The organism is Janthinobacterium sp. LM6 (genome assembly GCF_002002885.1).
Lineage (GTDB): Bacteria > Pseudomonadota > Gammaproteobacteria > Burkholderiales > Burkholderiaceae_D > Janthinobacterium > Janthinobacterium kumbetense.
Genome location: NZ_CP019510.1, coordinates 4,238,906 through 4,264,706 on the forward strand (window position 1 = coordinate 4,238,906; position 25,801 = coordinate 4,264,706).

At 63.9% G+C, this 25,801-nt stretch carries 22 protein-coding genes; 12 read left to right on the forward strand and 10 right to left on the reverse strand.

Translation table 11 applies throughout. The annotated features are described in order from the left end of the window. Positions 1 to 6: 6 nt before the first annotated feature. The 5 genes from BZG29_RS18605 to prpB all read right to left on the reverse strand — a co-directional run bounded on the left by BZG29_RS18605 (position 7) and on the right by prpB (position 7,754). On the reverse strand, positions 7 to 1,560 hold the full coding sequence (locus BZG29_RS18605) for an MBOAT family protein (RefSeq protein WP_077406136.1): 1,554 nt from the start codon (positions 1,558 to 1,560) through the stop codon (positions 7 to 9). Positions 1,561 to 1,729: 169 nt separating this feature from the next. Then, entirely contained in the window at positions 1,730 to 2,929 is a 1,200-nt protein-coding gene (gene prpF / locus BZG29_RS18610) for a 2-methylaconitate cis-trans isomerase PrpF (protein ID WP_077406139.1), read from the reverse strand. 97 nt (positions 2,930 to 3,026) lie between these two features. Beyond that, positions 3,027 to 5,621 (reverse strand): Fe/S-dependent 2-methylisocitrate dehydratase AcnD, encoded by a 2,595-nt coding sequence (acnD, locus tag BZG29_RS18615; protein ID WP_077409177.1) that lies wholly within the window; start codon positions 5,619 to 5,621, stop codon positions 3,027 to 3,029. Positions 5,622 to 5,632: 11 nt separating this feature from the next. After that, on the reverse strand, positions 5,633 to 6,787 hold the full coding sequence (gene prpC, locus BZG29_RS18620) for a 2-methylcitrate synthase (protein ID WP_077406142.1): 1,155 nt from the start codon (positions 6,785 to 6,787) through the stop codon (positions 5,633 to 5,635). Positions 6,788 to 6,866: 79 nt separating this feature from the next. Continuing rightward, positions 6,867 to 7,754, reverse strand: coding sequence for a methylisocitrate lyase (gene prpB / locus BZG29_RS18625; RefSeq protein WP_034783951.1), 888 nt, complete (start codon positions 7,752 to 7,754; stop codon positions 6,867 to 6,869). A 50-nt stretch (positions 7,755 to 7,804) separates the two neighbouring features. Here prpB and BZG29_RS27895 point away from each other — a divergent pair, with 50 nt between their 5' ends. Continuing rightward, positions 7,805 to 7,996 carry a hypothetical protein gene (locus BZG29_RS27895; protein WP_150130998.1) on the forward strand — a complete coding sequence of 64 codons (192 nt, stop codon included), beginning with the start codon at positions 7,805 to 7,807 and terminating at the stop codon, positions 7,994 to 7,996. Between the two features lie 93 nt (positions 7,997 to 8,089). Here BZG29_RS27895 and BZG29_RS18630 read toward each other — a convergent pair whose 3' ends face one another. Then, the gene (locus BZG29_RS18630; protein ID WP_034783948.1) at positions 8,090 to 8,338 is read right to left on the reverse strand and encodes a hypothetical protein; all 249 of its coding nucleotides are present in this window, start codon (positions 8,336 to 8,338) and stop codon (positions 8,090 to 8,092) included. A 122-nt stretch (positions 8,339 to 8,460) separates the two neighbouring features. Next, the gene (locus BZG29_RS18635; protein WP_070257673.1) at positions 8,461 to 8,697 is read right to left on the reverse strand and encodes a hypothetical protein; all 237 of its coding nucleotides are present in this window, start codon (positions 8,695 to 8,697) and stop codon (positions 8,461 to 8,463) included. Between the two features lie 188 nt (positions 8,698 to 8,885). Here BZG29_RS18635 and BZG29_RS18640 point away from each other — a divergent pair, with 188 nt between their 5' ends. The 5 genes from BZG29_RS18640 to BZG29_RS18660 all read left to right on the forward strand — a co-directional run bounded on the left by BZG29_RS18640 (position 8,886) and on the right by BZG29_RS18660 (position 16,436). Further along, positions 8,886 to 9,743, forward strand: coding sequence for an MBL fold metallo-hydrolase (locus tag BZG29_RS18640; RefSeq protein WP_077406144.1), 858 nt, complete (start codon positions 8,886 to 8,888; stop codon positions 9,741 to 9,743). Positions 9,744 to 9,884: 141 nt separating this feature from the next. Further along, on the forward strand, positions 9,885 to 12,014 hold the full coding sequence (locus BZG29_RS18645) for a DUF3274 domain-containing protein (RefSeq protein ID WP_077406147.1): 2,130 nt from the start codon (positions 9,885 to 9,887) through the stop codon (positions 12,012 to 12,014). Positions 12,015 to 12,144: 130 nt separating this feature from the next. Next, entirely contained in the window at positions 12,145 to 13,473 is a 1,329-nt protein-coding gene (locus BZG29_RS18650) for a hypothetical protein (RefSeq protein WP_077406150.1), read from the forward strand. Between the two features lie 162 nt (positions 13,474 to 13,635). Beyond that, on the forward strand, positions 13,636 to 14,829 hold the full coding sequence (locus BZG29_RS18655) for a hypothetical protein (RefSeq protein ID WP_253192640.1): 1,194 nt from the start codon (positions 13,636 to 13,638) through the stop codon (positions 14,827 to 14,829). Positions 14,830 to 14,990: 161 nt separating this feature from the next. Further along, positions 14,991 to 16,436 carry an MFS transporter gene (locus BZG29_RS18660; RefSeq protein ID WP_077406153.1) on the forward strand — a complete coding sequence of 482 codons (1,446 nt, stop codon included), beginning with the start codon at positions 14,991 to 14,993 and terminating at the stop codon, positions 16,434 to 16,436. A gap of 122 nt (positions 16,437 to 16,558) precedes the next feature. Here BZG29_RS18660 and BZG29_RS18665 read toward each other — a convergent pair whose 3' ends face one another. Together BZG29_RS18665 and BZG29_RS18670 are read right to left on the reverse strand one after the other, a co-directional pair. Beyond that, positions 16,559 to 17,464, reverse strand: coding sequence for a LysR family transcriptional regulator (locus BZG29_RS18665; RefSeq protein WP_077409179.1), 906 nt, complete (start codon positions 17,462 to 17,464; stop codon positions 16,559 to 16,561). A gap of 89 nt (positions 17,465 to 17,553) precedes the next feature. Continuing rightward, positions 17,554 to 19,002: a M20/M25/M40 family metallo-hydrolase gene (locus tag BZG29_RS18670; protein WP_077406156.1), complete on the reverse strand. Its 1,449-nt coding sequence runs from the start codon at positions 19,000 to 19,002 to the stop codon at positions 17,554 to 17,556. Positions 19,003 to 19,175: 173 nt separating this feature from the next. On the opposite strand from BZG29_RS18670, the gene BZG29_RS18675 reads away from it, so the two are divergent. The 3 genes from BZG29_RS18675 (at position 19,176) to BZG29_RS18685 (ending at position 21,367) form a co-directional block, all read left to right on the forward strand. Beyond that, positions 19,176 to 19,706: a GNAT family protein gene (locus BZG29_RS18675; RefSeq protein ID WP_077406159.1), complete on the forward strand. Its 531-nt coding sequence runs from the start codon at positions 19,176 to 19,178 to the stop codon at positions 19,704 to 19,706. A 120-nt stretch (positions 19,707 to 19,826) separates the two neighbouring features. Beyond that, positions 19,827 to 20,267 (forward strand): glycine zipper domain-containing protein, encoded by a 441-nt coding sequence (locus tag BZG29_RS18680; protein ID WP_077406162.1) that lies wholly within the window; start codon positions 19,827 to 19,829, stop codon positions 20,265 to 20,267. A 149-nt stretch (positions 20,268 to 20,416) separates the two neighbouring features. Next, on the forward strand, positions 20,417 to 21,367 hold the full coding sequence (locus tag BZG29_RS18685) for a protein phosphatase 2C domain-containing protein (protein ID WP_077406165.1): 951 nt from the start codon (positions 20,417 to 20,419) through the stop codon (positions 21,365 to 21,367). Positions 21,368 to 21,532: 165 nt separating this feature from the next. On the opposite strand, the gene BZG29_RS18690 is transcribed toward BZG29_RS18685, so the two are convergent. After that, positions 21,533 to 21,940, reverse strand: a complete 408-nt coding sequence (locus BZG29_RS18690; protein ID WP_077406168.1) for a DUF2177 family protein — start codon at positions 21,938 to 21,940, stop codon at positions 21,533 to 21,535. Positions 21,941 to 22,091: 151 nt separating this feature from the next. Between BZG29_RS18690 and BZG29_RS18695 the strand changes: the two genes are divergently transcribed. The 3 genes from BZG29_RS18695 to BZG29_RS18705 all read left to right on the forward strand — a co-directional run bounded on the left by BZG29_RS18695 (position 22,092) and on the right by BZG29_RS18705 (position 25,766). Next, the gene (locus BZG29_RS18695; RefSeq protein WP_077406171.1) at positions 22,092 to 22,937 is read left to right on the forward strand and encodes a class I SAM-dependent methyltransferase; all 846 of its coding nucleotides are present in this window, start codon (positions 22,092 to 22,094) and stop codon (positions 22,935 to 22,937) included. 222 nt (positions 22,938 to 23,159) lie between these two features. Further along, positions 23,160 to 24,767, forward strand: coding sequence for an FHA domain-containing protein (locus BZG29_RS18700; RefSeq protein ID WP_253192641.1), 1,608 nt, complete (start codon positions 23,160 to 23,162; stop codon positions 24,765 to 24,767). Between the two features lie 399 nt (positions 24,768 to 25,166). Beyond that, positions 25,167 to 25,766, forward strand: a complete 600-nt coding sequence (locus tag BZG29_RS18705; RefSeq protein WP_077406174.1) for a metal-dependent hydrolase — start codon at positions 25,167 to 25,169, stop codon at positions 25,764 to 25,766. Positions 25,767 to 25,801: the final 35 nt, after the last annotated feature.

Consider the following 25,801-nt stretch of genomic DNA (forward strand, 5'->3'; position numbering starts at 1 on the left):
TCTCCACTAGAACTGAAAATACAAGAATTCGGCGGGCCGGTTCAGGGCCAGGATGCTCGCCAGTGCCAGCAGCGCGATGGCGGCAGCCCACGCCGGCGAAGCGCGCCAGGTCAGCAGCCTTGCCATGCCAGGGCCTGATATTCCTGCAGGGTGGGCACGCTGGAAGTACAGCGCCGGCCCGCAGCGGCGCATGATCTGCTGCGTATTCGGGAAAGCAAAAGCCAGCAGCGCCGCGATGGCGATCCACGTCCAGGTTTCGACGAACAAGCGTCCGCCGCCCAGATAAAACGTCACTCCCGTCGCCTCCAGCAGGTGCTGCAGCGGCGGCACACGGCTGGCCAGCACGTCGGGTGCCGAGACGCCATGGGCGCCCGCCATGCCCTGCAGGATCTGCCACGACCTTGCCATGTCCGGCGCGCGGAAAAAAACCCAGGCAACGCAGACGGCGGCAAAAGTGACGAGGGTGGCCACGACTTTCCAGACGCGGCTATCGAGCGGCAGGCGCAAGCGCTGCGCCACCACGCTCCAGGCCTTGTGGATGGCCAGGTAGGCGCCGTGCAAAAAACCCCAGACGATGAAGTTCCAGCCAGCGCCATGCCACAAGCCGCCCAACACCATCGTGATCATCAGGTTCAGGTAGCGCCGCGCGGGCCCGCAGCGGTTGCCGCCCAGCGGGATATACAGGTAATCGCGCAGGAAGCGCGATAGCGTCATGTGCCAGCGGCGCCAGAATTGCGCGATATTGCGCGATTTATAGGGCGAGTCGAAATTCAGGGGAAAGCGCACGCCGAACAGGCGCGACAAGCCAATGGCCATGTCGGAATAGCCGGAAAAATCGAAGTACAGCTGAAAGGCATACGCCAATACCCCGCCCCAGGCGATCAACAGCGATGGCGCAGCCGGATTGTCGAACAGCGGCGCCGCATACGGGGCGATGCTGTCGGCGATCAGCACTTTCTTTGCCAGCCCGATAAAGAAAATCGTCGAGCCGATAGCGACGTTCCTGGCCGAGAAACGGAAGATGCGCTTGTCCGCAAACTGCGGCATCATCTCCTTGTGGTGCAATACGGGGCCGGCGATCAGGTGCGGGAAATACGTGACGAACAGCAGATAGTGGACAAAGCGGTTTTCCTGCGCCTTGCCCTGATAGGTGTCGACCAGAAAGGCGATCTGGGTAAACGTGAAAAACGATATCCCGATCGGCAGCACCACGTGCAGGACGGGCATCGGTTGCGCCGTCAATTCCGCCAGGCTGGCGACAAAGAATCCCGCGTACTTGTAATAGGCGAGCAAGCCCAGATTGGCGCCGATGGCGGCGGTGACGAGCCATTTTCGGCGCGATGGCGGGCTGGTGCCGAGCAAAGCCGCACAACCGTAGTTGAAGAGGATGGAGCCCAGCAGCAGCGGCAGGTAGTGGTAATCCCAATAGCCGTAGAAGAACAGCGATGCTCCCGCCAGCCACGCGGCGGCCCACAGTTGGCTGCGTCTGCCCAGGATGAAAAATCCCGCCACCGTGATGGGTAGAAAAGCAAAAAGGAAGACGTAGGAGTTAAATAGCATCTGTTCACCGGTCAGGAAGCATGGGAGGCCGCCAACACCCGCGACACGCTAACGCGCATCGCGGCTGGCGCCCTGCCATTTTCCTTGCCGCTCAGTTTTTTTACCAGCAAAAGTATCAATCTATGGGCAGGTGCACGGTCAGGCCGATTCCAGGTGCGTGCTGCGCGGACTAGAACGCGTCGCCGGGAACGCGCACGGCCCCTTCCATCAGCACGCGCGCGCTGCGGCTCATGATGGCCTTGGTGACGCTCCACACGCCATCTGCCTGCGCCGCTTCCGCGCCCACCATCAGGGTGCCGGACGGGTGGCCGAAGCGCACCGAGTTGCGGGGACCGCCACCGGCCGCCAGGTTGACCAGGGTGCCGGGAATGGCTGCCGCCGTGCCGATGGCGACAGCGGCCGTGCCCATCATGGCGTGATGTAATTTACCCATCGACATGGCGCGCACCAGCAAGTCGATCTCGCCCGCTGCCACCTGCTTGCCGCTGGACGAAACATAGCCGGCCGGCCTGGCGACAAACGCCACTTTCGGCGTGTGCTGGCGTTTCGCCGCTTCATCCAGGCTGGAAATCAAACCCATGCGCAAGGCGCCATGCGCGCGGATGGTTTCGAAGCGGGCCAGCGCCACCGGATCGCCATTGATGGCGTCCTGCAGTTCCGTGCCCGTGTAACCGATGGCATCCGCATCGACAAAAATCGTCGGGATGCCGGCGTTGATCATCGTGACCTTTAAAACACCGATGCCGGGTACGTCCAGGTCATCGACAAGGTTGCCGGTAGGGAACATGGCCGAGCTGGCGCCATCGCCGCCCTCCTCGTCTGCCGCCGGATCGAGAAATTCCAGTTTCACTTCGGCGGCCGGGAAAGTCACGCCATCGAGTTCGAAGTCGCCCGTTTCCTGCACTTCGCCATGCGTCATGGGCACGTGGGCGATGATGGTCTTGCCGATATTGGCTTGCCAGATGCGCACCGTGGCGATGCCGTTGGCAGGCACGCGGGCGGCGTCCACCAGGCCGCTGGCAATGGCGAACGAGCCGACGGCGGCCGACAGGTTGCCGCAATTGCCGCTCCAGTCGACGAATGGCTTGTCGATGGAGACCTGGCCGAACAGGTAGTCGACGTCGTGCTCCGGCTTGCTACTTTTCGCCAGGATCACCGTCTTGCTGGTGCTCGACGTGGCGCCGCCCATGCCGTCGATCTGCTTGCCGTAGGGGTCGGGGCTGCCGATCACGCGCAGCAGCAAGGCATCGCGCGCGGCGCCCGGCACTTGCGCGCTGGCGGGCAAATCCTGCAGGCGGAAGAACACGCCCTTGCTGGTGCCGCCGCGCATGTAGGTGGCGGAGATTTTGATTTGAGGTTGAGGTGTCATTGTATATTTCCGCAGAAGTTCTTTGCTTGCGCTGCGAAGGTGACAGCCTCCCCGCAGCACAAAGCTGGGGTCAGACCCGGCGGGTCTGACCCCTGGTTTACGCTGCTTTCACCGACTCCAAAAAGTCCTGGGCAAAGCGCTGCAAGACGCCGCCGGCCTCATAGATCGACACCTCTTCCGCCGTATCAAGGCGGCAGGTGACGGGCACTTCGACCGTTTCGCCGTTCTTGCGATGGATCAGCAAGGTCAAGGTGGAACGCGGCGTGCGCTCGCCGACGACGTCGTAGGTTTCGCTGCCGTCCAGGCCCAGGGTCTTGCGGTTCACGCCAGCCAAAAATTCCAGCGGCAAGACGCCCATGCCCACCAGGTTGGTGCGGTGGATGCGTTCGAAACCTTCGGCCACGATGGCTTCCACGCCGGCCAGGCGCACGCCCTTGGCGGCCCAGTCGCGCGAGGAGCCCTGGCCATAGTCGGCGCCGGCGATGATGATCAATGGCTGCTTGCGCTCCATGTACACCTCGATGGCTTCCCACATGCGCGAGATTTTGCCTTCCGGCTCGATGCGCGTGAGCGAACCGGCTTTCACTTTGCCGTCCTCGATGACCATCTCGTTCTTCAGGGTCGGGTTGGCAAACGTGGCGCGCTGCGCCGTCAGATGGTCGCCCCGGTGCGTGGCGTAGGAATTGAAGTCTTCCTCGGGCAAACCCATCTTGGCCAGGTATTCGCCGGCCGCGCTGTCGAGCATGATGGCGTTCGACGGCGACAGGTGGTCGGTGGTGATGTTGTCGCCCAGGACGGCCAGCGGACGCATGCCTTTCAAGGGGCGCGCGCCAGCCAGCGCGCCTTCCCAGTACGGCGGACGGCGGATGTACGTCGTCTGCGGACGCCAGTCGTACAGGGGGCTGACCTTGATGCCGTCGTCCGCCTGCGCGGCAAACATCGGGATGTACACCTTGCGGAACTGCTCCGGCTTGACGCTGGAAGCGACGATGGCGTCGATTTCCTCGTCGGACGGCCAGATATCTTTCAACAGAATCGGTTTGCCGTCCGCGTCAATCCCCAGCACATCCTTCTCGATATCGAAGCGGATGGTGCCGGCGATCGCGTAAGCCACCACCAGCGGCGGCGAAGCAAGGAAAGCCTGTTTCGCGTACGGGTGGATGCGGCCGTCGAAGTTACGGTTACCCGACAGGACGGCCGTGGCGTACAGGTCGCGCGACACCACTTCATCCTGGATCACGGGGTCGAGCGCGCCCGACATGCCGTTGCACGAGGTGCAGGCGAAAGCCACGACGCCAAAGCCCAATGTTTCAAGCTCCGGCAGCAAGCCCGCTTCCTGCAGGTACAGCTCCACGGTTTTCGAGCCAGGTGCCAGCGAGGATTTCACCCACGGCTTGCGGGTCAAACCGAGGCGGTTCGCATTGCGCGCGATCAAACCGGCGGCGATCATGTTGCGCGGGTTGTTCGTGTTGGTGCAGCTGGTGATGGCCGCGATGATGACGGCGCCGTCCGGCATCTTGCCCGGTTCGTTTTCCACCACGCCGGAAATCCCGCGCGCGGCCAGCTCCGACGTCGGCACGCGGTTGTGCGGATTCGACGGCCCGGCGATATTGCGCACGACGGACGACAGGTCGAAGCTCAAGACGCGCTCGTACTGCGCGTCGACCAGGCTGTCGGCCCACAAGCCCGTCTCTTTGGCGTACAGCTCCACCAGTTTCACCAGTTCGTCGTCGCGGCCCGTCAATTTCAGGTACTTGATGGTTTGCGCGTCGATGTAGAACATGGCGGCCGTGGCGCCGAATTCCGGCGCCATGTTGGAAATCGTGGCGCGGTCGCCCAGGGTCAGGTGCGCAGCGCCCTCGCCAAAGAATTCCAGGTAGGACGAGACGACCTTCTGCTTGCGCAAAAATTCCGTCAGCGCCAGCACGGTGTCGGTCGCCGTGATGCCCGGCTGCGGCTTACCCGTCAGCTTGACGCCGATGATGTCCGGCAAACGCATCCACGAGGCGCGGCCCAGCATCACGCTTTCCGCTTCCAGGCCGCCCACGCCGATGGCGATCACGCCCAGCGCATCGACCATCGGCGTGTGCGAATCCGTGCCCACCAACGTATCGGGATAGGCTACACCATTTTGCACCTGGATCACGGGCGACATGCGCTCAAGATTGATCTGGTGCAAAATGCCGTTGCCCGGCGGAATCACGTCGACATTTTTAAAGGCCTTCTTGGTCCAGTCGATGAAGTCGAAACGGTCTTCGTTGCGGCGGTCTTCGATGGCGCGGTTCTTGGCGAAGGCATCGGGGTCGAAACCGCCGCATTCGACGGCCAGCGAGTGGTCGACCACCAGCTGCGTCGGCACGACGGGATTGACCAGGGCCGGGTCGCCGCCCTGGGCCGCGATGGCGTCGCGCAGGCCGGCCAGGTCGACCAGGGCAGTCTGGCCCAGGATGTCATGGCAGACGACGCGCGCGGGAAACCACGGGAAATCGAGGTCGCGGCGGCGTTCAATGAACTGGCTCAGCGAAGCGTTCAGGGTAGCCGGGTCGCAGCGGCGCACGAGGTTTTCGGCCAGCACGCGCGAGGTGTAGGGCAAGGTGGCATAGGCGCCTGGCTGGATCGCATCGACGGCGGCGCGCGTGTCGAAGTAGTCTAGCTGGGTGCCCGGCAAGGATTTTCGGTGCAAGGTATTCATGGCGGTGCTCATTATTTGCGGTCCTTGATCGGCACGAATTCCAGGTCTTCCGGGCCGACGTAATTGGCGCTCGGGCGGATAATCTTGTTGTCAATGCGCTGCTCGATGATGTGGGCGGCCCAGCCCGACGTGCGCGAGATGACGAACAGCGGCGTAAACATCGCCGTCGGCACGCCCATCATGTGATACGACACGGCCGAGAACCAGTCCAGGTTCGGGAACATGTTCTTGATTTCCCACATGACCGATTCCAGGCGCTCGGCGATGTCGAACATTTTCGTGGAACCGGCTTCCTGCGACAGCGAACGGGCCACTTCCTTGATGACTTTATTGCGCGGATCGGAAATCGTGTAGACGGGGTGGCCGAAGCCGATCACCACTTCCTTGTTGGCGACGCGTTCGCGGATGTCCGCTTCCGCTTCATCGGCGTTGTCGTAGCGTTTCTGGATATCCAGCGCCACTTCGTTGGCGCCGCCGTGTTTCGGGCCGCGCAGCGCGCCGATGGCGCCCGTGATGGCGGAATGGATGTCCGAACCCGTGCCGGCGATGACGCGGCTGGTGAAGGTCGAGGCGTTGAATTCGTGCTCAGCGTACAGGATCAGCGACGTATGCATGGCTTTTTCCCACGACGCCGACGGTTTTTCGCCATGCAGCAGGTGCAGGAAGTGGCCGCCGATCGAGTCGTCGTCCGTTTCCACTTCGATGCGCTTGCCGTTATGGCTGTAGTGGTACCAGTACAGCAGCATGGAGCCGAACGACGCCATCAGGCGGTCGGCGATGTCGCGCGCGCCCGGCGCGTTATGGTCGTCCTTCTCCGGCAGGGTGCAGCCCAGCACGGACACGCCCGTGCGCATCACGTCCATCGGGTGGGCGGCGGCCGGCAGCGCTTCCAGCGCCAGTTTCACTGCCGACGGCAAGCCGCGCAGGGATTTCAGCTTGGCCTTGTAGCCTTTCAGTTCAGCGGCGGTCGGCAGCTTTCCGTGCACCAGCAGGTAGGCGATTTCCTCGAACTCGCAGCTGTCGGCCACGTCCAGGATGTCATAGCCGCGGTAGTGCAAATCGTTGCCGGTCTTGCCGACCGAGCACAGCGCCGTATTGCCGGCGGTGACGCCGGACAGGGCGACGGATTTTTTAGGCTTGAAAGTGGCGGCTTGCGGTGCGGTCATTGTGTTCTCCAGATTGAATAGTCTCGGTTGCGTCACTGCGGGACCGGCATGCGGTCCCTGCTTCTTTACTTATTTCTGCTTATTTCTTTTGCGCGGCGAACAGCGCGTCCAGTTTCTGCTCAAAATCATGATAGTTGATCGATTCATACAGTTCCATGCGCGTCTGCATGGTGTCGACGACGTTCTTTTGCGTGCCGTCGCGACGCAGCGCCTGATACACGTTTTCCGCCGCCTTGTTCATGGCGCGGAAGGCGGACAGCGGATACAGGGCCAGGCCCACATGGGCGCTGCGCAGTTCGTCCAGGGTGAACAGCGGCGTGGAACCGAATTCCGTGATGTTGGCCAAAATCGGCACGTTGACGGCTTTGGCAAACGTGGCGTACATGTCCAGGTCAGTGATGGCTTCCGGGAAGATCATGTCGGCGCCCGCTTCGACGCAGGCGACGGCGCGTTCCAGCGCCGCTTCCAGGCCATCGACGGCCAGCGCATCGGTGCGCGCCATGATGACGAAGTTCGGGTCCGTGCGCGCATCGACGGCGGCCTTGATGCGGTCGACCATCTCTTCCTTGCTGACGATTTCCTTGCCCGGACGGTGGCCGCAGCGCTTGGCGCCCACCTGGTCTTCGATGTGCAGGCCGGCCGCGCCGAACTTGATCATCGATTTCACCGTGCGCGCCACGTTGAAGGCGGACGAACCGAAGCCCGTGTCGGCGTCGACCAGCAGCGGCAGGTCGCACACGTCGGTGATGCGGCGGATGTCGGTCAGCACGTCGTCCAGGCTGGAAATGCCCAGGTCTGGCAAGCCCAGCGAACCGGCCGCGACGCCGCCGCCGGACAGGTAGATGGCTTTATAGCCGGCGCGCTTGGCCAGCAAGGCGTGGTTGGCGTTGATGGCGCCGACGACTTGCAACGGGGATTCTTCCTGGACGGCCTTGCGGAATGCGGCACCTGCGGAGTATTGAGTCATGTGTTCACCTTATGGGTTTCGGATGGTCCCGAATGTTTCACGGAGTGGCTATGAGCATTGGTATTGCAAATGCCGTGCCAGCACCATGCGTCCGCGCGAAAAATGCGCCACGGCACAGTGAAAACAAGGGGAAATGGCCACGCAGCGGCGCTGCACGCGCCGTCACGCAAGAGAACAGCGATGTCACGATTCATGTCAACGATGTTTCAAATATGTTTCAATCATTCCATTTGAAACATTGAAACATGAAACAGGTCAGACTGCTACCGGCAGAACATAAAAAAACAGCCGGCGGGCGCCGGCTGCAGGAACACTATTGTTGAAGAAACAAAAAACTAGGCCAGCCGCACCAGCGGGTTGGCGATGATGTTGTCGATCTGGCGCACGGCTTCCTCGCAGGCGGCGGCAATCGCGCCCTCCTCGTCGTCGCGCACGAATTGCATGGTCGAGCCTTCGAATACTTCCAGGCCTTCGGCCGTGGCGCGCTCGATGTCGCAACTGGCCGACCATTTGCCGTCGGTGGTGGGCACGGCCAAGGGAACGATTTCCCAGCCTTTATAGTGAATTTTAGAACTGCTATCCATGGGTGCCTCCTTCGTGACTGACTCAATAGTGGAAATCGTAGCATGAAGCGCGGCTGGCAGCGACGTGTTTCACGCGCCAGCCGGAGCCAGGCGCACTTTCGGGCTAAACGATTTACGCTGGCTCAAGGGCGCAGCAGATTATCGACTTCCGTCCTGGCCACTTCCAGGCCCGCCGTACAAGCCGTCTCGGGCGCCGCGTAGCCGCCCAGGGTGCGGCTGCGCGTGATCGCCTGCGCTTCCGGCTCGCCTTCGCGCTGCAGCCGGTAGGTAAAATCCCATAAATCGTCGTTATCCTTTTGCGGGGTCACGGAAATCGTAAAACCGCGGTACTGTTCGCTGCGTGCAGTGATATCGTTCATGAATTCCTCCTTGGAAGAATGAGGTTACCATGCTGCAAGCGCCGGGGTGCGCACGGCTGTGACGGCCGCATGCCTGCCCCCTTATCTGTTTTTCGCATGTTAAATGTGAATTTACAGCATTTTTTTAGCGAACTCTGGCGATATAATGCCATTCCCTGTCCCTCCCTTGCCCGCCCTTTGCCGCCGCGATGACTCCACAAATCCAAGCTTTCTTCGACCCCGCCACCGCCACCGTCACCTATATTGTGTATGAGGCCGACGGGCGGGACTGCGCCATCATCGATTCCGTGCTCGACTACGATCCCAAGGCGGGACGCACCTCGACCGCCTCGGCCGACAAGGTGATCGCCTTCGTGCGCGAACACGGCTTGCAGTGCCGCTGGCTGCTGGAAACCCACGCGCATGCCGATCATCTTTCCGCCGCGCCCTACCTGCAGCAGCAGCTGGGCGGCGACGTGGCCATCGGCGCCGCCATCCAGACGGTGCAGCAGGCGTTCGCCGCCGTCTACCACCAGGATGACGCCAGGGCTGACGGTTCGCAGTTCGACCAGCTGTTCGCGCCCGACCAGGTGTTCCATATCGGCGCATTGGAAGTGCGCGCGCTGCACGTGCCCGGCCACACGCCGGCCGACCTGGCGTACCAGATCGGCGACGCCGTCTTCGTGGGCGACACCCTGTTCATGCCGGACGTGGGCTCGGCCCGCTGCGACTTTCCCGGCGGCTCCGCTGCGCTGCTGTACCGCTCCGTGCAGCGCCTGCTGGCGCTGCCGCCGCAAACGCGGCTGTTCATGTGCCACGACTATCCGCCCAACGGCCGCGCGCCGCGCTGGGAAGTGACGGTGGCCGAACAGCGCGCCGGCAACATCCACTTGCGCGACGGCATCACGGAAGAACAATTCGTGGCCATGCGCACCAGCCGCGACGCCACCCTCGACATGCCGACATTGATCTTGCCCGCCATCCAGGTCAACATCAACGCGGGCAAGCTGCCCGAGCCGGAAGACAACGGCGTGCGCTACCTCAAAATACCGCTGAACGCGATCTGATTCCCCCCGGCATTCCTTGCCCGCCGCGCCTCCTTTCTTGACACCACGCAAGTCCAAGCTCAGGCAATCCGCATACAGTGCAGATTGCCTGAGTTCACTTTGGCGCCGCTTTATCCTGCTTAACGCTGACGGAGCGCCCGCATGTCGCCCGACCCTACGCTCGATACGAATTGCATCCTGCTCGCCGAAGCCGAAGGCACGACCTTGTTCAGCCATGCGCTGCTCCAGGCCGTCACGCGCCTGCCGCGTCCCGGCATCGTCATCTTCGTGCACGGCGTCAATTCCGACGGCGAATGGTATGAGCAGGCCGAACATGGCCTGTGCGAAGGCCTGAATACGCGCCTGAAACGCCGCGACGAAGACCTGGCGATCCCCGGCCCGGCCGCCGGACAGATGCGGGCCGCCACCTACGCGCGCGAACTGACGGATGACGGCTTCCTCAATCCCAAGCGCAACGCCACCACCTTCCTGCTGGCGGACGACGCCAACTCTCCCGTGATCCGCTTTCGCTGGGGCTACAAGGCCAATGGCAAGGAGTTGCAGGCGTTTGGCGACGGCATCTATCTGAACGAAAAGAATTACTGGGGCGGCGGACCGTTCGCCAACGGCTGCAGCGCCCTGCCCGATCTGTGGAACCAGGGTTTGTCGGAGGAACTGTTCCTGTGGATGCATATCCAGCACATGAACCCGACGAATGACCGGCAAGTGTATGCCTGTCCGCCGCGCCCGTATTTCGTGTTCGCCGCGTGGCGCCTGGCGCGTCTCGTACAGTCGATACGCGCTTGCCAGCACGACGCGCCCGTCACCATCGTCTGCCATAGCCAGGGCAATATGGTGGCCATGGCGGCCGCCTTTCTCGGTGAAACGCTGGGCGCTTCCGCCGTGGCCGACTGCTACGTGCTGTGCAACCCGCCCTACAGCTTGCTCGACAGCAATTTCACGGAAAACTGGGTCAGCGGCCATCTGAAGGATGAGCATGGCAATACGGGCCGGCAAAAGTACGCGGCGCGCACGCAAACCTTGAAAGCGTTTTTCAACATCCTGCGCACCCGCACGGCAATGCAGCAGGATGCCGCCTTGGTCGACGAATTCAGCGCCAATCGCAAGCCTGAACGCAAGGACAGCTATACGGCCGCGTTCGACCGCGCAGACTACGGCTTGCATGGTTCCACCTACGGCAGGGTTACCCTGTATTTCAATCCGCACGACCAGGTGATTTCCGCCACGCCCGTGCAGGGCATAGGCTGGCGCGGCATGTCGGCACAGGAAATTGCCGATACGGGCGGCGCAGGCGTCTTCACCCAGCGCGTGTTTGCGCAAAACCACCTTGTCGGCCAGGAAAATGAACAAGACTACGATATCTGGCAGCGCAATGGCCAGCCCTTGACGCCGGACAGCCTCGATTTCTGGCACCCGCGTTCGCTGGTCGCCGAGTACTCGATCGAAAAGGGCATGCGGGCCAGCAAAGGCATCGGCCGCAAGATACTGACCTTTCTGTTCGCGCCCATCGTCATCATTCTCGCCAAGACTGCCGGCACGCGCATCAACGCCCTGCCGCCCAAGTCCTGGCGGCTGCCGATGAAGGCGCCCAAGCTGCCCTTGCCATTTCTGCCGCATTCAAAGCGCTTTACCGACATCGGCGAAGCATTTGACGAAGGCTGCGATGCCCCGGCCGACTCCCTGCACAAGGAACGCGCCGCCGACGCCGATGACGCGTATGCGCCTTACCGTTCCCAGGGCAAGGGCGATGCGCACACCGAGGCGGCGTTGCGCTACGAACAGAACGGCATGCTGCGCATGCAGGCCAGGCGCGACGGCTGGGCCGAAAAGGGCAAGCCAGTGACGGCGGTGGACCAGCCGGAAGAGGCTTCCAGGGAATTCAAGGCCTGGCGCAAGCAGGAAATCCGGAACTACCTGGCCGCCAATATCGACACCCACGCCACCGATCACTCGACCATCATGACCAATCCCGAGCATGCGGAAAAGGCGCTGGCGTATGACGTGGCGGTGGGGGTGTGCACGATCGGGCGGGAGGACTTGCGGGAATTAAGGGTTGCGGCGGATTGGAGCCTGTTGAAAGGCGCATCTTTCGAGTCTGGAGAGTTCTTTGAATACTACGACAATGGCACATTTAAAAATGTATCTTTATTTACATGGGCAAATGACAAAGACAGCCCTGCCAGAAAACCGAAAGGCATCGTTGACGAGCGCCAGAATGCCAGGCCTGCCGACCCGTCCACCAACTTTGCGCTGAGGACTGACGGTGCGTAAGTTCATTGCCACGCCGCGCCAGCGACTGGCCTGGGCCCTCGCCACATTTCTCTTCGTCATTTTCCTGGCACTTTGGTCCATCTGGCCGGGCTATGGTGACCATCGATATGTCCACTCACCTGGAGACATCATGAAACAGTTCCTCGCGCTGCCCATGCTCGCCGCCAGCTCCATGTTTGCGCTATTGACAGCCTGCGCCGTGAAACCTGCACAGAAAGAAGACGGCCTCCCAAAAACCGCGGCCCAAGTGTCCTTCCGGGCACAGGTCGTGGGCCTGCAGTGGCTCAACCCGCTGCAGCGGCTCGACTATCCCACCGAGTGGCAGCTGCTATGGACGCTCGGCTTGGCCAAACCCAACAAGAATGACGATATGGTCAGGACGGATCCCAGGGGTTTCAGCACCTTGCAGGCCGTCGCCCCCATTGCCCACGATATCAATGGCAGAGAAACGTTCAAGGGCTATCACCATAAGTATCTGCGCGAGCTAATGACCAATTTCCACGACATTTACTATTCCAGCCCCACCTACTTCTACCATGTCTATCCCAAGAATCAAAAACAGAACTGGCGTGAACTGGCAGGCATCCGCGTGGAATATGCCCTGCCTGAAGGGAAATTCGATCTGGTAGAAGTACACCAATTCACGCAGCAAACCATCGCCGATACCTTCAGCATCGGCAACCCCCACTTCCCCACTCTCTGGACCCGCGCCACCCCGCCCGACGTGCGCATCACCCTGGGCGGCAACAATGCAGGCTTCGTCTCCCTGCAAGCGGCGCTGGCCTACCTGGAAGCGCATCCGAAGGAAACCGTGTGGGTCATGAACTGGGATGCGCCGAGCCGGCCGAAGCCCATGCAGATCAATGAAAACCTGGTGCTGCTGGTGCTGGCAGGCCCCGATTACAAGACGGAACGCGCGGCGCTGGCGTGGATAGGCTATCCGGCCACGCGCAAGGTAGCCGATTTTGAAACGGGCAAGGACAAGCCGCCGCGCGCCGTGCAGGCGTGGCAGGCCGTATTTGCCGAGGCGGCGCGCCATGGCGGCAAGACGGAAGAAGATATCGGCTACGTCATCCACGACGCCAGCCAGAACCTGCCCTCCTCATCCGACCGTCTGGGCCAGCTGGCGCAAGCGCTGACCCTGGAAGTACCGGGATTCGACTTCCTGCCGCAGACCTTCAATACGCCGGCCCTGCTGGGCGAAATGGGCGCCGGCACGGCGCTGACCAATGTCGCCCTGGGCATCGCCCATGCGAACCACGTCGGCCAGCCCGTGCTGGTGGCGGGCACCAGCGATCCTGACAGCGTCACGGGCGTGCTGGTCTTGCCGCCGGCCATCGTGCGCCCCATCAATCACGACCAGCCGTGGTTCCGCGCGCGCGGCGAAAACCATGCGTATCTGCCCTGGTGGGGCATCCGCCACGACGCGGCGGACGCTATGCAGGGCTACTCGCAGTGAGGTGGATTGATGGCTTACGTAATAAGTCAGCGCGAGCTGCGCACATTAGCCGCCGGCACCGCTTTCTCCCTATTTGCGCTATTGACGGCCTGCGCCGTGCAACCTGCTCCGAAAGAAGAGGAGCTTCCAACAATCACAGCCCACGTTCCTTTCCGGGCACAAGTGGTGGGCCTGCAGTGGCTCAATCCGCTGCAGCGGCTCGACTATCCGACCGAGTGGCAGCTGCTCTGGACGCTCGGGCTAGCCAAACCCAACAAGAATGACGATATGGTCAGGACGGATCCCCGAAGTTTCAGCACCCTGCAGGCCGTGGCCCCCATTGCCCACGATCTCGATGGCACGGAAACGTTCAAGGGCTATCACTATAAATATGTGCGGAAATTAACCAGCCTATTTCATGACATTTACTACTCCAGCCCCACCTACTTTTATCGGGTCTATCCCAAGGATCAAAAACAGAACTGGCGCGAACTGGCAGGCATCCACGTGGAATATGCGCTGCCTGCGGGCAAATTAGATCCAGAGGAGGCAAGAAACACTATACGCGAACGCATCACCGACACCTTCAGCATAGGCAACGTCAATTTCCCCACCCTCTGGACCCGCGCCACCCCGCCCGACGTGCGCATCACCCTGGGCGGCAACAATGCAGGCTTCGTCTCCCTGCAAGCGGCGCTGGCCTACCTGGAAGCGCATCCGAAGGAAACCGTGTGGGTCATGAACTGGGATGCGCCGAGCCGGCCGAAGCCCATGCAGATCAATGAAAACCTGGTGCTGCTGGTGCTGGCAGGCCCCGATTACAAGACGGAACGCGCGGCGCTGGCGTGGATAGGCTATCCGGCCACGCGCAAGGTAGCCGATTTTGAAACGGGCAAGGACAAGCCGCCGCGCGCCGTGCAGGCGTGGCAGGCCGTATTTGCCGAGGCGGCGCGCCATGGCGGCAAGACGGAAGAAGACATCGGCTACGTCATCCACGACGCCAGCCAGAACCTGCCCTCCTCATCCGACCGTCTGGGCCAGCTGGCGCAAGCGCTGATCCTGGAAGTACCGGGATTCGACTTCCTGCCGCAGACCTTCAATACGCCGGCCCTGCTGGGCGAAATGGGCGCCGGCACGGCGCTGACCAATGTCGCGCTGGGTATCGCCCATGCAAACCACGTCGGCAAGCCCGTGCTGGTGGCGGGCACCAGCGATCCTGACGGCGTCACGGGCGTGCTGGTCTTGCCGCCCGCCATGGTGCGGCCCATCGCCCACGACAAGCCGTGGTTCCGCGCGCGCGGCGAAAACAATGCGTATTTGCCGTGGTGGGGCATCCGGCATGACACGGCGGACAATTTGCAGGGTTACTCGAAATAAAGTCCGAAGTACTGGCCATCGGCTCGCAGCGAGCTTCCAGGCGGCCCGGCCGCGCCGCACACATGGCGTCAAACGCAACAATACAATGCAAATGATGCGCCTTCCGCCATGCCATATCCCTCGATACCATGTAATGACCCCATTCGAGGATCAGCCACGCCATGCATTCACCGTCAAAACCCGCTCCACCCAGCCAGCTGGCGTCCCAGGCCGGCAGCGCCACGATGCCCGTGCGCGGCGCGCTTGCCAGCCTGTCCCTGGCGATGCTGCTGCCCGCGCTGGGCACCAGCATCGCCAACGTCGGCCTGCCCGACATGGCCAGGGCCCTGCAGGCACCGTTCCAGGATGTGCAATGGATCGTGCTCGCCTATCTGCTGGCCATCACCGCCCTGATCGTCAGCGTGGGACGCCTCGGCGACATGGTCGGCCGGCGCCGCCTGCTGCTGGCCGGCATCGCGCTGTTTGCCATAGCTTCCATCCTGTGCGCGCTTGCGCCCACCTTGTGGCTGCTGGTTGCCGCGCGCGCCCTGCAAGGCCTGGGCGCGTCCGTCATGATGGCGCTGACCATGGCTCTTGTCGGCAGCACCGTCCCCAAGGCCAGGACGGGCAGCGCCATGGGCCTGCTCGGCACCATGTCCGCCGTCGGCACCACGCTGGGCCCCGCGCTGGGCGGCCTGCTGATCGCGCGCTTCGGCTGGCAAGCCATTTTCCTCGTCAACGTGCCGCTGGCCGGCGTGGCGCTGCTGCTGGCCTGGCGCTGCCTGCCGGCGGACCAGCGCGGCGCGCACGCCAGACGGCCGCTGTTCGACCACCGCGGCACCGTGCTGCTGGCGCTGACTCTGGGCGCGTATGCGCTGGCCATGACCCTGGGCCGCGGCCATTTTGGCGTGCGCAACGCGGCGCTGCTGCTGGCCGCCTGCGTCGGCGCCATCCTGTTCGTCCGGGTCGAACTGAAGGCGCCGGCGCCGCTGATACGCCTGGCCATGCTGCGCGCGCCCGTGCTCGGCGCCGGCCTGGCGACCAGCATGCTGGTTGCGACGGTGATGATGTCCACGCTGGTGGTCGGCCCCTTCTACCTGGCGCGCGGCCTGGGCCTGGGCACGGCCGTTACCGGCATGGTGCTGGCGGCGGGGCCGCTGGTGGCGGCGTTCTGCGGCGTGCCGTCCGGCTGGCTGGTGGACCGCTACGGCGCGCAGCGCGTGGGCGGCGCGGGCCTGTGCGGCGCGGCCGGCGCCTGCCTGGCGCTGGCCCTGCTGCCCGCCAGCCTGGGCATTCCCGGCTACATCGTGCCCATCATGCTGCTCACGGCCAGCTACGCGCTGTTCCAGGCGGCCAACAATACGGCCGTCATGGGCGACATCGCTGCCGACCAGCGCGGCGTCATCTCCGGCATGCTCAATCTGTCGCGCAATCTGGGCCTCGTCACGGGCGCCTCCGTGATGGGTGCCGTCTTCGCTGCCGGCACTGGCGATATCGCCGGCGCCCGGCCAGCCGCCATGATCGGCGGCATGCACGCCACCTTTGCCGTCGCCAGCGCGCTGATACTCGCCGCGCTGGCCATTTTCGCGCTCGGCCGCGCCCTGCGCAGGTCTGGAGAGCCCGCATGATGCGCGCCCGCGCAATCGCGCTCCTGCCGGTTTCGCTACGACTACCGCTGTTGCTGCTGGCCCTGACCTGCGGCGCCACCCTGTCCGGCTGCTGCTGGCCCTGAGCTGCCGCGCCGGCGGCGTCAGCCGGCGTTGATCCGGGCCGCGCAAGCGTCGACCACGCAGCCGCGCAGCCAGCGGTGGGCGGGGTCGGCATCCATGCGCGGATGCCACATCAGCGACACGGTCAGGTCGGGCATGCGCAGCGGCAGCGCAAAGCTGAACATGCCGGCGCGCAGATTTCCCGTATGCCGTTCCGGCACGGTGGCGATCAGGTCGGAGCCGGCAGCCAGCGCCAGCGCCGCCGTAAAGCCGCCGACGATGCTGGCGATCGTGCGCTGCAACCCCAGCGCGGCCAGCGCGTCGTCCATCGGTCCCGTCTCCTGATCGCGCCGCGCCACCAGCACATGCCGGCCGGCCGCATAGCGCTCGGCGCTGATGTCGCCCTGCGCCAGCGGATGGCCGCTGCGCACCACGCCGACAAAACGGTCGCCGAACAGCCTGCGCGTGCGCACTTCCGGGCTGGTGAGGCTGCCGATCACGCCCGTTTCCAGGTCGATGCTGCCCTCGCGCAGCTGCACGCTTTCGCGGTCGAGCTTTTGCACGAAACGCAGACGCACGCCTGGCGCTTGCGCGCCGATATGCGCGAGCAGCGCCGGGCCGAAATTTTCCACGAAGCCGTCGCTCGCACGCAGCGTGAATGTTTGCGCCAGCTGGCGCGGATCGAGCGCTTGCTCCGGACGCAGCACGGCCAGCACTTCGCCCAGCAGGGGGGCGACTCTTGCGCGCAGCTCCAGCGCGCGCGGCGTGGGCACCAGTTCACGGCCGGCGCGCACCAGCAGCGGATCGCCCGTCGTCTCGCGCAGGCGCGCCAGGGCGCGGCTCATGGCCGATGGACTCAGACGCAAGCGCCGCGCCGCGCGCGTGACGCTGCCTTCGGCCAGCAGGACATCGAGGGTGATCAACAGGTTCAGATCGGGTAGCGACATGGTGTTTACCTTGGCATGCATTGCTGACGCCGGGTTGCCGGCGCCACCACTGGCGCGCGCCGCCCGGGCGGCGGCCCGCGCGATGGCGCTTACTCGGCCTGCTCCGGCGCGCGCCCGATCTCGCCGTCGATATTGGCCAGGAACCAGGCCAGCGACGACATCAGCGCCACGTTGCGCTTCAGGTTATCCGGGTCGACCTTGTCCAGCGTGTCGGCGGGCGTGTGGTGGTAGTGGAAGTAACTGTGGCTGTCGACCAGCGGCTCGAAACTCGGTACGCCGCCCGTTTCCAGGCGGTGCAGGTCGCCCGTGCCCAGCGCGTCGCGGCGCGTGAAGGCGTGCGCGCCCATCGGCAAAAGGGCCGCGCGCAGGGGAGCGAACAGTTTTTCCGACTTCGGCCCCACGCTGGCGAGGATGCCGAACGGGCGGCCGGCGCCGCTGTCCATCTCGATGGCCGCATATTGTTTGCCGAGCGCCTGCTTGTGGGCCTCGAAATAGGCCTGGCCGCCACGCCCGCCGTTTTCCTCGTTCATCCAGGCGATCACGCGGATGGTGCGGCGCGGCCGGTAGTCGAGCTTTTTCAGGGTTTCCACCACGCCCATGGCTGCCACCACGCCGGCGCCGTCGTCGTGCGCGCCCGTCGCCAGGTCCCAGGAATCGAGATGGCCCGAGACCACCACCACTTCGTCCGCCTTGTCCGTGCCCGGCCAGTCGGCGATGACGTTGTAGCTGTCCGCTTCCGGCAGATTTTGCGGCGTCAGGGTCAGGTGCATTTTCAGCGGCCCGCGCGCGGCCAGGCGGCCCATCAGCAAGGCGTCTTCCACGGTGACGGCGGCGGCGGGAATGCGTTTATTCTCATCCAGGCCCGTGGCGCCCGCATGCGGAATGCGGAAATCGGCGCCGCCGACCGAACGCACGAGCGCGGCGGCCGCGCCCAGTTCCGCCGCCGCCTTCGGACCGAGGAAGCGCGCGCGCGAACCCTGGCCGTAGGTGACGCCGGCCAGGCCCCGCTCGGCCATCTCCTGGTCGAATGGCGTGTCGATCAGCACGATGGCGCCCTTCACTTCCGACGCGCGCGCCTTGAGTTCATCCAGGCTCTTGACGATGATCAAGGGCGCCGTCAGGCCGGCGGCCGGCGTGGCGCCGGAGCCGCCCAGGGCGGTGAGCACCACGCGCTGCGACACGCCCTGCGGACGGCCCGCGTAATCGACGATTTCCGCCGTTTCCACGCCGCGCACCCAGTGCGGCACTTTCACGGGCTGCAAGGTGACGGTGGCGCCCAGCCGGCGCATGGTGTCGGCCACCTGCTGCACGGCGGCGGCCGCGCCGGCAGAACCGGACAGGCGCGGGCCGATCAGATCCGTCATGTCGGCCAGGCGGGCGTACGCCCAGTCGCTTTGCAGCGCGGTGTCGCGCACCTGCGCCAGCGCTTGCGGCGCATTGCCTGGCGCGGCGGCAAAGGCGCCGGCGCTGACGATGCAGCCAAGGGCAAGGGATACAGCGGAACGGCGCAGTGGCGCGCCAGTCAGGATGCTATGCATGTGTTCAAATCCAGTCAACGAGGTCGAAGCGGGTACGCCGTGGCCATGGGCAAGGCGCGACTTTTTCTACGATAGCGTATTTATTCTGTCATTGCAGCAACTTTTACGGGATCGATTGCCTCGCCCCCCAGAGTCGATTACCATCAGAATCGTGATCGCTACCGGAAACCGCCATGCTCAAGGGAACACTCTGTACCGTCCGGCATTTGCAGGCCGCCGACCTGAATACCTATATTTCCCTCGTCAACGACCTGCCCTCGCGCGGCGAGTTTTTCTCGATGCAATTCAAGTCGCCCGAGGCCATGCGGCGCGACTTCCTGCAATCGGGCTTCGTGACCGAGGACAGCGAATTGTTCCTCATCGAAGATCACGCCCAGCACATCATCGGCACGATCACGCACTTCAAGAGCCGCACGCCAGCCTCGCGCGAGATCGGCTACCGCCTGTTCGACCGGCAGCGGGACGGACGCGGCTACATCAGCGAAGCGACGCGCCTGCTGGTCGACTACCTGTTCAATGCCTATCCGTATCACCGGCTGGAGCTGCTGATGGACCCGCAAAACATCGGTTCCGAGCGCATCGCGCAAAAGAACGGCTTTACCCAGGAAGGCTTGCTGCGCCAGGCCTTCTTTATCAACGGCATCATGCGCGATGTCAAAATGTACAGCCTGCTGCGTCCCGAATGGCAGGCGCGCCTGCGCTGACTTGTTACCGCAGCGCCCCGATTGTAATAAGTTGTATTAGACGTGGAACAAGGTTGCGGCAGCAGATATAGTCCAGTCCATGCAGATCATTGTGATCTCGCCGGAATGGAAGGAAATGCCATGTTGAACAAGAAACTCCTGGGTGCGGTAATGGTAGCGGCAGTGGCTGTGTCTTCGGCCGCAGTCGCCGGTGACCGCGACTTCAATACCGTTGCAGGCGCCGTTGTCGGGGCGGCCATTGGCAACAGCACCGGCGGACGCAATGGCGCGATCGTCGGTGGTGTGCTGGGCGCCGCCGTCGGCAACAGCATCAGCACGAATGACCGTTATTACGACCGTGGCGGCTATCGCGGCGGCTACCGCGAAACCTACTATGCGCCTGCGCCGCAGCCGGTGTACTACGCCCCTGCCCCGCAGCCCGTGTATTACGCGCCGCCACCGCGCTACTACGGCCCGCCGGCTGTCGTCTACGTGCAACCGGGCCGCGGCTACTACCGCGACCATGGCCGCCGCGACTACTATGACCATGGCCGCGGCCACGGCTGGGGCCATCGCCGTTAAGCAGCACCCTGCACCTGCACCATGAAAAACCTGCGCCAGCCTGCTGCCGCAGGTTTTTTTGCGTGAAAGGCAAGGTATCGCCCCTGCACAATATCGGCTAAGCTGTGTCCTATGATCAACATTGCTGGCCGCCTGGACCGCACCAACCGATGCATTTAATCAAAGACGAGCTCGACTTCGGCCCCTGGCTCGATGCCGCCGCCGGCACCAGCGTGGGCGCCGGCCCCCTGGCGCGGCGCGAAAACCAGGATAACTTCCTGCTGATCGATGCCAGCGGCCACGCCGTCTGCCTGTCGCGGCAGGCGCCGTTTCATTGCCAGGTGCCGGGCTGGCCGCGCGGCCACGTGCGCGCCGCCGTGCTCGACGGCATGGGCGGCCACGGCCTGGGGCGTGAAGCGGCGGAAGCGGCCGTGCAAGGCTTGCTGGCCATACCCGCCTGCCTTGACACGGCCAGCCTGGCGGCCAGGCTCGACGCCTTGCACACGCGGCTGCAGGACAGTTTCGCCGAGGCCGCGCCAGCCCAGGCGCGTCCGCCCGGCACCACCCTGACCTTGCTGGAAGTGCCGGCCGGCGAAGCGCCGCTGCTGTATCACGTGGGCGATTCGCGCCTGTATGAAATTGCCGACGGGACAGCCAGCATCCTCACCGTCGACCACGTGCCGGCCACCGTGTACGCCATGCGCGGCGCGCTCGACGAGACGCGCTGGCGGGCCGCCGTGCACGGCGAACACCATCCGCAAATCTCGCAGGCATTCATTTTAGGCAACGCCATCAGCGACAGCTTGCAGCTCGACAAGCCCTTGCGCGGCCTCGATGCGGCCACCTTGCCGCCGTTCCTCGCGCACCTGGGCGACCGCCGCGTGCTGCGCGTGCGCCCCGGCGCCCACTATCTGCTGGCCAGCGACGGTTTCTGGGCCTGCGAGGACCCGCTGGCCCTCACGGCCCGCTGGCCCGCCCTGTGCGCCGGCAAGACTGCGGCACAGGCCGTCAGCGCCCTGTTCGACGATTTCCTCTCGCATCCGCCCAAAGGCTTGCATAGCGACAACATTACCGTGCTGGCGCTGCGCTTCGATGCGGCATTCACCGTCCCAGGCGGCTAAGTAATCGTCAGGAAATTATTGTGAATTTATGACAAACAGAACCGGATGCTATACAAGGCGCCGACTGCGACGCAGTGCGAGCACTGCTAGCAGTTGGCAAGCCTCGTCGGCCACCTTGTAGAGCGCCGGTTACGGAAGTCAGAGATCACAAGAATTTATTGGAGCTTACTTAGCGGCCAGGTAGCCGGCCGTCGCCGACACGGACGACAGCACGGCGCCCCAGGCCATGTCGATCGCCGTCAAGGCCAGCGGCCAGTCGCGCAAGGTCGCATAGTTGCTCAAATCATAGGTACCGTAGGCAAGCAGTCCCAGCAGCGCGCCCAGCACTGCCGCCGTGCGCCCGCGGCGCGCGCGCAAGCCTGGCAAAATGGCGAAAATCAGCAATCCCGCCACGTACAGCAGATAAAACAGCACGGCCGGCGCCCAGCGGGGAGACTCCGCCAGCAGAGGCCCCAGCGCCGCGCCGTACACCGGTTTCATCAGCACCGCCAGCCACAGGGCATCGATGGCCAGGAATACGCACAAGGTGGCGCCATAGGCTATGGCAAGCTGGAACGGACGTTGGACAGGCATGGTCGTCTTTCGGCGTCAGGCGGCGTTGAGAAACAGTTGCGCCAGCATAATGCAAAACGCCGCCATGCTCACGACAGCCTGTATAAATTGAACCATGCCCATGGCGCGCGGTCTGACGAAAGGATCTCTCCAACGTCACCAGGAGCACGCCATGAGCAACAGCATCGCTACACCGCAGGCCGGCCCCGCCGGCGCGCCTGACTACGCCGCCATCAAGCAACGCCAGCAGGCAGGCTGGGCCAGCGGCGACTTCGCCGTCATCGGCGTGACCCTGCAGCCGGTCGGCGAATCACTGGCCGAGGCCGCCGATATCCGCGCCCTGGAAGACGTCATCGACATCGCCGCCGGCAACGGCAACGCCACCCTGGCGGCGGCGCGCCGCTTTGCCCGTGTCGTCTCCACCGATTATGTGCCGGCGCTGCTGGACAAGGGCCGCGCGCGCGCCGAGGCGGAAGGACTGGCCGTGACCTTCCGCGTGGCCGACGCCGAAGCCCTGCCCTTCGCGGACGCCAGTTTCGACGCGGCCCTGTCCACCTTTGGCGCCATGTTCGCGCCCGACCACCGGCGCGCGGCCAGCGAAATGCTGCGCGTGCTGCGTCCCGGCGGGCGCATCGGCATGGCCAACTGGACGCCGGACGGCTTTATCGGACAGCTTTTCAAGACCATCGGCAAGTATGTGCCGCCCCCGGCAGGCGTGGCGTCGCCCGCCCGCTGGGGCGAAGAAGCGTATGTGCGCGACCTGTTCGGCCAGGAAGCCAGGCAGGTGCACGGCCAAAACAAAGTCTTCAATTTCCGTTACGCTTCCGCCCGCCACTGGCTGCAAGTCTTCCGCGATTATTACGGCCCCGTCCACAAGGCCTTTGCCGCGCTGGACGCGGCTGGCGCCGCAGCGCTGGAACAGGAACTGCTCGCCATGCTGGAACGCCTGAATACGGCGGGCGCCCACTCGCTGGTGGTGCCGGGCGAATATCTGGAAGTCATCATCGGCAAACGGTGAAATTGAATATCCATATCAAAATAACATATCCAGAAAGATATAAAATGTGTTTTTGAGCAATAGTTTCCATGACATGTATTGCAAGGTGTGACCAGGGACATGAATTTGGGCAAAAAGAGCGCATTCCGCTGCCGTGAAAGTTGCCAAGCGGGCGCAAAAGCGCGTAAGCTCTCATGTATAACAGAGGGCAAAATGTCCCCGCTCGATTCGAGTCAGAATGTCATGAAAAAATGCAGCAACCCGGAGCACCCGCACTGTACGTTCTGGGTCTTGCCTGGGGAAACAGTCTGCGCGGGCAACCACCCGCAAGCGACGACTGCCCCCAGCAGCTACGACCTGTTGACCGCACTGCGCAGCGCCCGTTCCGAGCCATCGGCAACGGAGAATGCGCACGCCCCTGCTGCTGACGCTGTTACCGCACCGCTGATGGGCGCAGTCGCGCCCGCGCTGCCCACCCGCATTCCCGCGGCGCTGCCGGCCTCCACGCCAGCAGCTTCGCCTGCCGTCGTTGCCACGGTTGCCACAGCCGCCCACCCCGCCTACCAGCCCGTGCAAGCCCACCTGCACATCAGCGGCTTCGATCCCCGCGCGGCAGGCGGACGGCAAACCCTGAAAATGGAATTGCGCGGCATGAGCGCCGCCTGCGCGCCGCAGCTGACCTTGCGCCTGCGCTCGGACCTGATCCCCCGCGGCGCCGTGCAGCATGATTTCGTGCGCGCCACGCGCGGCGACTGGCGTCCCGTGTTTGTCGAGTTTTCCTCACGCAACAAAGAACACGGGCAATACCAGATCGACGTCGAAGTGCACAGCCACGTCGATGGCGCCGTGGCGCAGAAATGGGTGTGCACCTTTGTCATCCTCGTGCCGCGCCGCGACGCCACCTTGACGGAAATCCACCAGATCTTCCTCAGCACGCATAAAAACGTGCGCGTGATGGCCGACGACGCCTCGATCGCCCGCGTGACGGGCGGCGATGGCTGCAACCTCGACGTGACGGCGCGCAATGCCGGCATCGCCCACGTCGATCTGTCTGCGCCGCAGGGCAAGATCGACATGGGGTTTACCACCATCGCCTGGGACGAGGAATTGATCGAAGTCGACCTGCCCGCCGCCAGCCACTGTCATCCGCACCCGAGCCAGGCCGCCTGCCTCGTCAATGCGGCGCCGGAAGCGGGCGAACAGCGCCAGATCCGCCTGTTCGCGCTGGAAGAATGCATGCTGGGGCGTTTTGAGCTGGTGGACCCGGAAGCCGACGTGCTGCTCAGCCATTTCAGCCCCGACGGCCAGGACAACAATGGCTTGACTCGCCGCCTGTCGGGCCGCCACGCCATCATCCGGCGCGGCCAGCAAGGCTTTGAAATCGAGGATGTGTCGCGCTACGGCGTGCTGCTCGATGGCGTGTGGCCAGGCAAGCACAAGCCCGTCGCCCTGCGCCTGGGCATGCGCATCGAATTGTCTGCCAGCATCAAGGGCATCGTCGTGCTCAGCGTCACGGCCCTGCTTGCGCACGGCGTGATCCTGCACCGCATCGACCACGGCGCCCGCGCCGAGTGTTTTTACCTGCTGCTGCCGGAAGCCCAGCCTGCGCCGGCCAGCCACCTTGCCACGCCGCAAGCCAGCTGCCTGCCCGTGCTGTTTCACCGCAATGGCGGTTTCTGGCACCTGGACACGGCCAGCGGCAAGGAAACCGCGCTGGCACCCGCCACCGCGCTCGACAAGCTCAGCGGCTTCGCGCGGCACAACCGCTTCGCCAGCGAACCGTATCCGGAATGCTGGATCATCCGCACCGAGGGCGCTGCCCTTTGCGATAGCACCATGCAAACTGCGTAGTAACACTGTTGTAAGTCTGCAGTTATCCGCAAGGCTCTAGCGTGGTACCAGTACGAGAAAAATCATCGACAGGCCGAGTATAAACACCGCTTCCAGCGTAAACACGATGGCGGGAATCTGCAATTCGCGCGGGATTTTCATGGCGACACCTCTTCAAAACGCAGGACTGCTTTCAGCATAGCGCGCCCTGCGCCGATTACATTATCAGCCGCACAACACACTTGACCGGCCGGCATCAGGCGCCGAGTTCGCCATCCCGTCCATCCCGACACATAATTTAACAAATTATCGACAGATATTCCGCAAATAGCCCACAGCGACGCCCTTGCGTACTGTATATTCATCCAGTTAATATCCATGACATTTCACAAAGCGCCCAGAGGGCGTTTTACATTTCCTATGGCTTCCAACAAAGCGCATCATGCGACCGGTTGGGCTGCCGGCGTGATCGCCGCGGCCCTGGTCGCGCACGCTGGCGCCGGCGGCCCCTATCAAGTGCTGAGCATGCTCGCCTTTGTCATGGGCGCGCTGGGCGGCACGGCGCCGGACTGGCTGGAAGTGGCCTGGTGGGCGCGCACGCACCGGCTGTGGATCACGCACCGCACGTGGACGCACTGGGGCCTGGCCTGGATCGCCCTGCTCGTCTACACGTGGATGCAATTGCCGCACCACCTGTGGGCGCCGCCCCTGTTCGGCTTTGCCGCCGGCGGCATCATGCATCTGCTGGCCGACTGGCCCAATCCGCTGGGCGTGCCATGGATCTTCCGCCGCCACTCGCTGCGCTGGTGGAAAAGCGGCCGCCACGACATCATCGTCATCATCGCCGCCTGGCTGGCCGCCACCATCGTGGCCGACCACGTGTTTTTCGACGGCATCCACTGGCAGCGCAGCGTGCTGGCGCTGGACAGCCTGCTGCACTGGTCCGCCACGGCCCTGCAGCAAGCCTGGGCGGATCTGCAACAGTGGCAGGAGCGCTGGCGCCTGGGCGGCGGACAGTAATTGACGCCGCCCGCATGGCAATGTGATAATGAGTA